Source organism: Anaeromusa sp., from assembly GCF_028691475.1.
Lineage (GTDB): Bacteria > Bacillota > Negativicutes > Anaeromusales > Anaeromusaceae > Anaeromusa.
In genome coordinates this window covers 33,002-39,608 of record NZ_JAQUZF010000012.1, presented here as the reverse complement: position 1 = coordinate 39,608, position 6,607 = coordinate 33,002, and the positions used below count along the sequence as shown (strand labels likewise).

Genomic DNA, 6,607 nt, shown 5'->3' with positions numbered 1-6,607 from the left:
AAAAAAGTGACTATCATCTAGATAGTCACTTCTCTTTTTCACTTTAAGAATCCTGCCGTTTCGCCAAAGCCAGCGCCGCCTGCACCATCAAAGCGCACTCCAGGCGCTTTTTCTGAAGCTTGCAGCCAAGCTCATAGGGCTGCTCCAAACAGCCATGGAACGCGTCCGCATTAGCGTGACAGCCGCCGCTGCAATAAAACCGTGCCCAGCACTGACTGCATTCTTCCTTGGCCAGCACATGCGCCCGACGGAACTTCCAAGGCAGTTCTTCGTTAACAATGCCTTGTTCCACCGAGCCCAGTCGATACGCTTCGCGTCCGACAAACTGATGGCAAGGATAGAATTCTCCTTGCGGCGTGACCGCCAGATACTCGTGACCAGCGCCACAGCCGCTGAGACGCTTAGCCACACAAGGGCCGTTCTCAATATCCACATTGAAATGGAAAAAGTCAAACCCTTCGCCTCGCATCTTGCGTTCCAAGTATTCCTTAGCCAATAATTCATACTGGCGGAACAACTCCGGCAAGTGCTCTTCCTTCAATGCATACTCTGCCTCATCTTCGGCGACCACTGGTTCTACGGATAACTGCGTATAGCCTCGATCGGCCATATCCAGCACATCGGCCGCAAAATCAAGGTTATGCGCGGTAAAGGTGCCGCGCAAATAGTAATTTTGATCGTTCCGCGAACGAATGGCTTTGTCAATGTTAGACATTACCGTTTCGTAGCTGCCGTTGCCGCCGGCATTAGGACGCATATAGTCATGAACTTCCTTGCGTCCGTCCAGGCTGAGCACCAAGGAAATCCCCTCTTCATTCAAGAAGCGAAGCTCCTCGTCTCTCAGCAGCACCGCATTGGTAGTCAACGTCAGTTTGACTTCCTTGCCGGCTTCCTGCTCTCTGCGTCGCACGTAGGCAGTCAGCTCTTTTACCACTTCAAAATTCATCAAAGGCTCGCCGCCAAAAAAGTCGATTTCCAAATGACGGCGACTGCCGCTTTTTTCCAAGAGAAAATCAATAGCTTTTTTGCCTACTTCCGCAGACATCAAGCCTCGGCTATGTCCGAAGTCGCCAGTACCGGCAAAGCAGTAGCGGCAGCGCAGATTGCAGTCATGGGCCACATGCAGGCACAAAGACTTAAGGATAGGCTCCGCCTTAAAGGTAGGCGGCACCTCCAACGCCGGTGTAAACAGCTTTTCCGCGGCAATCAGTTCATGCAGTTCGGCAAGCGCTTCGCGCAGTTCGTCTTCGCTGTATTGCTCCGCTAAGGACGCCAGCACTTCTTCGTCATTGCCGCCGTCAAATACGTTCATGATGTCGCTAATCATCTCATCCACCACATGGACAGCGCCGCTATTGACATCCAACAGGATATGCATCCCGTTTAAGCTAAAAGAATGTATATTCATGGTCTTTCCTTTCAAAATAAAGTGGGGAACGAAAGGAACGATACACAGAGTAACTGAGTAACAGAGGGGAACAGAGAGAATTCAAAATCCCTCCTCCGCTGTGGCGGCACCTCCCTTTGGCAAGGGAGGCAAGGCTTAAAGTCCCCCTTGCCAAAGGGGGATGGACCACAGGGCCAGGGGGATTCGCGTCAAGAGAAAAAATAAAATAAATTTCCTCTGGCCTTTCCTCTGCTCCCTCTGTTACTCTGTGTAAAACGTATCTTCTTGTACTCTTTTTATAATTATATCTCTGTGTGAAACGTATCTCTCGTATTTTTACAGTCATAGGGCCTCTTGCCGCCAGCGGCAAGAGGCCCGACATTTGCTAGTGAATTAGTTCTGCTTTTGGCACACCTGATTGCCGACGGTGCAAGAGGTCTTGCAGGCCGACTGGCAGGATGTCTGGCATTCGCCGCAACCGCCGGTGTATGCCGTCTTCTTGAGGGCTGCACTATTTACAGTCACAATATGTTTCGCCATGGATTCTTCCCTCCTTGTCTTTTCAGGAAATGATCGCTTTATCTATTCTACCGTCTTTGCCTTCCAGATGCAAGAGGCCAATCTCAAGCGCCGCCGGAACGCCAATACGGCGACAAAACAAGGCGCACCGGCAAGTTGGAGCCACCTGGAGGACTAAAGCGCACAAACAAGTCTTGCCCGCTGGCATAGCGTCCTACCAGAGAAATTTGCCTGAAATCACCTACTGAACCGAAGGCGGTTTGTCCCATGGGAGTCGGCAAACCCAATTCCGCAGGTTTTTGATACCTCACACCTAAAAACCCTGCATATTCACCGCCTTGAGGACTCAAATACAGGGCTACGCCGCCGGAATTAGCCGTAGGTAAACGCAACTGATATATAACGCCGTAGTTGCCGTAATTAACCGTTTCCGTTCCGTCGGTAGCATCGATTCCCTTAACAAAAGTGTCCTGGGCATTGTCGGCCAGGGTTACGGCTACGGTATTGTCATCTAGAGGGTTATAGGTATTCTTCGCTGTAAGCAAACGATCCGCCTGTAAAAAAGTTCCCCGCATTCGATATTGATCCGCCGGCAAAATGGGAGCCCAAGCGGCAAATTCAGTGGCTTGCGCGCCAGCCGGACAAAAGACAATTTTAATGCGCACCGGACGATCCGCTTTTAAATCCATCATACCTGTAAGCAATTCATTATAACGAAAGGAAACACCGTTCTCTCCCGAAAGAATTTCTGCCGCACCGCCAGCAGGTATGCTTACTTTGCGCGCCCCTGTTCCTTGAAAATAACGGGCTTGCACTTCCTTGCCCACCGCCAGATAATCCTGGCTTGGCCCTGCTTGACCCGTCCGCTGAATCTGTAGTTGCGCCACGCCAGGCCCTGGATTTTCTACGACAATGGCTAAACGTTTCCAATTTTTAGTATCATTCACATGATGATAAAACAGGCGCACATCCCCTTGCACCGTATCTTGGTATAAAATACCGTCGTTTGCTGCCATCTCCGGGCTATCCGAAAATAGAAGGGTCGGGCCGCTTCTTTCCACTGTCATCGGCCATTCCGGCAACGCAGATACCTCCATATTTCCTACGGAAGTACGATCATCCGCGGCAGTGCCGGCGCTGACGCCCCCCGTCTGCAGTAAAACAAAAAGAAACAGCAGCAGTGCCGCCTTCCAGGCTTGGTTATTCACTATAGTATATCTCCCTTCCCTTGAGTTGATGATGGAGCCATCGGCAGCCCATACTTTTCCGCCAGCATTTCCAAGCGACGTAAGCGATGGTTTAGACCGGAACGGGACAGTTGCCCTCCAGACAGTTCCACCAGCTCTGATAACGGCGCCTCCTGATGTTCCAGACGCAAGCGGGCTGCTTCTTTCAAATGAGCCGGAAGCTTTTCCAGCCCTACAGCCTCATCCAAATACCGAATACTGGCCACTTGACGCACCGCCGCTTCCACCGTCTTTTGCAAATTAGCGGTTTCACAGTTAACCAAACGATTGACCTGATTGCGCACATCTTTGACTACACGCACGTTTTCAAACGAAAGCAATGCATTGTGCGCGCCAATAAGGCGCAAAAAAGAAATGATCGCATCTCCGTCCTTGAGATAGGCCAAATACGACTGCTTGCGCTCTGTCAAACGCACAGGCAGCTCAAAATATTTCATGATTTTCGTCAGCGATTGAGCAAATTGGTAATTGTCCGTTACCAGCTCCATATGGTAGTCCCCCTCTGGCCGGTTCACCGAACCGCCGCCCAAAAAGGCCCCCCTCAGATAGGCGCGGCGACAACAAGACCGCCTAAAGCTGCTGCTGTCGCGCACCATATGAATGCCGTCTTCTTTCCAAAAGCCCACAGCGGTCAGCAATTCCCGCACGCCCGGCGCAGGGGCCACCTTGATCTGATAGGTATTCATTTTTTTCAAGCGACGGCCACGTTTGACCACCACTTCCACCGTCAGAGAAAATCCTGTTTTTATCAATGAAAACGCTTTGCGGGCTACTGCCGCATTTTCCGTGGTAAAAGTAAGGCCCAGGTTCTTATTGCCGCCGATAAGCAACGTTCCGCCCATACGCAGAAGCGCGGCCAGTTCGGCAATCCGGCAACAGTCATTATCTCCCTGGACACGGGCCAATTCGTTTTTGACCTCGGTCGCATAAGACGCCATTGCCGTGCCTCCTTTTCGTCAGCAGCCACCCTTGCGTTCCCGCAAGGTGTCTGCGATAAGATAATGATCCAACAGCGCCATATGCTCCGCATGCGGCCGCAGCCGATAGATCATCGAAACAAGGGTGCGGCACAGTTTCAGCGGATCATGACGGACCACGTCACTTTCCGAAATGACATCCGCCCGAAAGGCTTTAACACCCAGTTTTTCAATCCGCTCCACGTCGGCCTCAACCGGAGCCGCCCCCTGGTTAGCATAAATACTTTGCAGCGATTTCGCCACTGGCTGACCATTGACCAAAACATAATCCACGATTCCCGCGCCTGCATGCTGCAGCAACGCTTCCACATGATCGGATGCGGTATAACCGTCGGTTTCTCCCGGCTGTGTCATTACGTTGCAGATATAAATTTTAGCCGCTTTGCTGGCCTTGAGTTCCGCCGCCACTTCTTGTATTAACAAATTCGGCAGCACACTGGTATACAGGCTGCCCGGTCCAATCAAAATCGCGTCCGCCTCACGAATCGCTTGCAACGAGCTAGCCACAGGCGCCGCGTCTGCCGGCACCAAGCGCACGCTGCGAATCGCCTGCCCAGCCAAGGGAATATTGGATTCGCCCTCCACAATTGTGCCATCAGCCAATTCGGCTTGCAAACGCACCGGCGCTTCCGTAGAAGGAAGCACACGCCCCCGCACGGCCAAAACCTTGCTGGACGCCGCCAAGGCGCCTTCCACGCTGCCAACGACTTGATTCATGGCGGCAATAAAAAGATTGCCGAAACTGTGCCCGGCTAAACTGCCCTGTCCCCCGAAGCGGTGTTGAAACAATTTTTCCATCAGAGGTTCCGTATCCGCCAAAGCAACCAAACAGTTGCGCAAATCCCCAGGCGCTACTACGCCCAAATCTTCCCGAATGCGCCCAGAAGACCCTCCGTCATCCGCCACCGTCACAATCGCTGTAACATTGCTTGTTACGCTTTTAATGCCTCGCAGCAATACCGACAGGCCAGTGCCGCCGCCGATGACCACAATATTAGGGCCGCGCTTCAGACGGCGCTGCGCAAAAACCCGGTCAATAAACTTTTCCGATCCGTCGGGAATCAAGGCGCCAATAACGGAACGAATAATCTGCCTTGTGGCAAACAGCATAGAACCAAGGCCCAGCGACAATACAGATAAGCCAGCCAAAAAAGTAATTGTGTAGTAGTAGCTGCCAGTGGCCAAATAGACGGTTTTAAACAGCCATTCTTCCAAATACCCCACATATTGGTAATTCAGAAGCAGAGACATCCCTACGCTCACTAAAATCGTGCCCAAAGAAAACAAGAAAAACCAACGTTTCAGGCGAATGCCGGGGTAGAGCCACTTTAAGAAATCCATCGTGTCACCTCAGCATTTCATTTCCGGTTCCGGCAGGTTATGCCGGATATCGCGATGTTCAATCGTAATCTTATAGCCGTGATTGCGCAACCGTTCATATAATTTCTGCGCAATATACACAGAGCGGTGCATCCCGCCTGTGCAGCCAATGGCAATAATCAGATGGCTTTTCCCCTCGTCGACGTAATGAGGAATTAAATAATCTACAAAGGACCATAAGCGCTCCTGAAACTGCTGTGATACCGGCCATTTGGCAATATACTCTCCCACTTCGGGAGTCACGCCGCTTTTACGGCGCAAAGTCTCCACATAAAAAGGATTCGGTAAAAACCGCACGTCAAATACCATATCCGCATCCAATGGCAGCCCATGCTTAAAGCCGAAAGAAACCACGGTAATGGACATTCTCTGCATCTGCGCCCCTGTAGCGAACAAGCCTGTCAATTTTTCCCGCAGTTTTGCCGTCGCCATACCGGTAGTATCAATCACATGGGTCGCCCTGCCGCGAATGGGCTCTAACCGCGCCCGTTCACGCACAATGCCATCGCTGACCCGCCCTTGCGCCGCCAATGGATGACGCCGACGCGATTCCTTGTAGCGTCGGATTAAAACCTCATCCGAAGCCTCCAGAAATAGCACCTCGTAAACCTGGCCCTGTTTTTCCATTTCTTCCAAAACCTGCGCCAAGGTATCGAAAAACTCCCGGCCGCGAATGTCCACCACCAAGGCAATGCGGCTGACCTTCCCTGCCGACTGCGAACACAGCTCAGCAAACTTGGGAATCAGCGCCGGCGGCAGGTTATCGACACAAAAATAGCCCAAATCTTCCAGGGCGCGCACAGCCTGCGTCTTACCAGCGCCAGACATACCTGTAATGATTACCAGGCGAAATTCTTCCATTGCCATGCTGCCTACGCCCCCTCATCCTACTAATTATCTCAACTAGTATTATAGAATATCAGTTAAAAAAAGGCAAAGCGCTTGAAAAACTAGCAGGTTCCAGGCACTCCTTAAGCGAATTAACAAATTACAAAGAACGAAAGAGTGCGAAGTTGCAAGATTTACACAGAGAATCAGAGAAAAAGCCAGAGGTAACAGAGAGAAAAGCAGGATTAAACAAGAGAACCAGAGTCACG

General features: G+C 51.4%; 6 protein-coding genes. All 6 read right to left on the bottom strand.

Annotated elements, in window-relative coordinates; translation table 11 throughout:
- Positions 1 to 43: 43 nt before the first annotated feature.
- The 6 genes from scfB to rapZ all read right to left on the bottom strand — a co-directional run bounded on the left by scfB (position 44) and on the right by rapZ (position 6,371).
- Positions 44 to 1,408 carry a thioether cross-link-forming SCIFF peptide maturase gene (scfB, locus tag PHF27_RS03335; RefSeq protein WP_300065982.1) on the bottom strand — a complete coding sequence of 455 codons (1,365 nt, stop codon included), beginning with the start codon at positions 1,406 to 1,408 and terminating at the stop codon, positions 44 to 46.
- A gap of 372 nt (positions 1,409 to 1,780) precedes the next feature.
- Positions 1,781 to 1,927, bottom strand: a complete 147-nt coding sequence (scfA, locus tag PHF27_RS03330) for a six-cysteine ranthipeptide SCIFF (protein WP_018702220.1) — start codon at positions 1,925 to 1,927, stop codon at positions 1,781 to 1,783.
- An 83-nt stretch (positions 1,928 to 2,010) separates the two neighbouring features.
- Positions 2,011 to 3,114 (bottom strand): copper amine oxidase, encoded by a 1,104-nt coding sequence (locus tag PHF27_RS03325; RefSeq protein WP_300065978.1) that lies wholly within the window; start codon positions 3,112 to 3,114, stop codon positions 2,011 to 2,013.
- Positions 3,114 to 4,091: a DNA-binding protein WhiA gene (whiA, locus tag PHF27_RS03320; RefSeq protein WP_300065975.1), complete on the bottom strand. Its 978-nt coding sequence runs from the start codon at positions 4,089 to 4,091 to the stop codon at positions 3,114 to 3,116. Before whiA ends, PHF27_RS03325 begins: the two co-directional genes overlap by 1 nt.
- Before the next feature lie 18 nt (positions 4,092 to 4,109).
- Positions 4,110 to 5,471, bottom strand: coding sequence for a YvcK family protein (locus PHF27_RS03315; protein WP_300065972.1), 1,362 nt, complete (start codon positions 5,469 to 5,471; stop codon positions 4,110 to 4,112).
- A gap of 9 nt (positions 5,472 to 5,480) precedes the next feature.
- A complete protein-coding gene (rapZ, locus tag PHF27_RS03310; RefSeq protein ID WP_300065988.1) occupies positions 5,481 to 6,371 on the bottom strand; it encodes an RNase adapter RapZ in 891 nt (296 codons plus the stop codon).
- Between the last annotated feature and the right edge of the window lie 236 nt (positions 6,372 to 6,607).